Annotated in this window: 1 protein-coding gene; it reads right to left on the reverse strand. The window is 76.4% G+C overall.

Annotation, left to right across the window (positions count from 1 at the left end; genetic code table 11):
• Positions 1-1,495: MDR/SDR family oxidoreductase (locus G3I40_RS12065; RefSeq protein ID WP_164302153.1), on the reverse strand; the 1,495-nt coding region annotated here is incomplete at both ends.

Here is a 1,495-nt window from a genome sequence, read left to right on the forward strand (position 1 = left end):
GGCCCCAGCCGAGGGACGTCGCGGGCAGACCGCGCGCCTGGCGGTGGTGGGCCAGCGCGTCCAGTGCGGCGTTGGCCGCGGCGTACGCGCCCTGGCCGGGCCCGGCCAGCACGGAGGCCCCGGATCCGAACAGGACGAAGAATCCCAACTCCCGCTGCGCGGTGAGGTCGTGCAGGTGCCAGGCGGCGTCGGCCTTCGGCGCGAGGACCTCGGCCAGCGTGCCTGGTTCGAGGGTGGCGGCCAGGCCGTCCGCGAGGACGCCCGCCGTGTGCACGACGCCGGTCAGCGGGTGTTCGGCGGGGATGCCGTCGAGCGCGGCCGCGAGTGCGGCGCGGTCGGTGACGTCGCAGGCGAGCGTGGTCACGGTGGCGCCCGACGCGCCCAGTTCCGCCGCGAATTCGGGTGCTCCCGGTGCGGCGGGTCCGCGGCGGCCGAGCAGCAGCAGATGGCGTACGCCGTGCTCGGTCACGAGGTGGCGGGCCAGCAGCCGGGCCAGGGTGCCCGTTCCGCCGCTGATCAGGACGGTGCCGTCCGGGTCGAGCGGGGCGGGCTGGACGAGCACCAGCTTTCCGGTGTGCCGTCCCGTGCTCATGTGCTGCAGGGCGGCCGACGCCCGCTGCAGCGGCCACGCCGTGACCGGGAGGCGGCCGATCGTGCCGTCGGCGACGAGCGCGGCGATCTCGGTCAGGATCGCGCCGAGCCGGTCGGGACCCGCATCGGCGAGGTCGAAGGGCAGGTAGCGCCCGGGGAACTGCTGCGGGTCGCGCGGGTCGGTCTTGCCCATCTCGACGAACGCGCCGCCCTCCGCGAGGAGTCCGGCCGACTCGTCGAGCAGCGCGCCGGTCAGCGAGTTGACGACGACGTCGATGCCGCGGCCGCCCCGGACGGACCGGAACCGGTCGCCGAATCCCGCTTCCCGGGAGGAAGCGATGTGGTCGTCGTCGAGGCCGAGTCCGCGCAGGACGTCGTGCTTGGCGGGGCTGGCCGTGGCGAAGACCTCGGCCCCGGCCAGGCGCGCCAGGCGGACCGCGGCCAGGCCGACGCCGGTGGCGGCGGCGTGCACCAGGACGCTCTGCCCGGGCCGCAGCCCGGCGAGGTCGTGCAGCGCGTAGTGGGCGGTGGCGAAGACGATGGGCAGGGCGGCGGCCTCGGTGCTGCTCCACCCCTGCGGGACGGGCACCACCAGGCGTTGGTCGGTGACCGCGACCGGGCCGAAGGCGCCTTCGAACAGGCCCATGACGCGGTCGCCCACCGAGAGGCCCGTGACGCCGGGTCCGGTGGCGGTGACCACGCCGGCGCCCTCGGTGCCCATGACGGCGGCACCGGGGTACATGCCGAGGGCGATGAGGACGTCGCGGAAGTTGACGCCGGTGGCCCGCAGTTCGACCCGCACCTCGCCGGGTCCCGGCTGCCGGCCGGCGTCCGGTGCCGCCGTGAACGCGAGGGCGTCCAGGGACGTGCCGACGGGTTCGAGCCGGGCGGGGGCGCGGGGCGG

Origin of the sequence: Streptomyces sp. SID14478 (genome assembly GCF_010548525.1) — a bacterium.
In the GTDB taxonomy this organism is placed as follows: domain Bacteria; phylum Actinomycetota; class Actinomycetes; order Streptomycetales; family Streptomycetaceae; genus Streptomyces.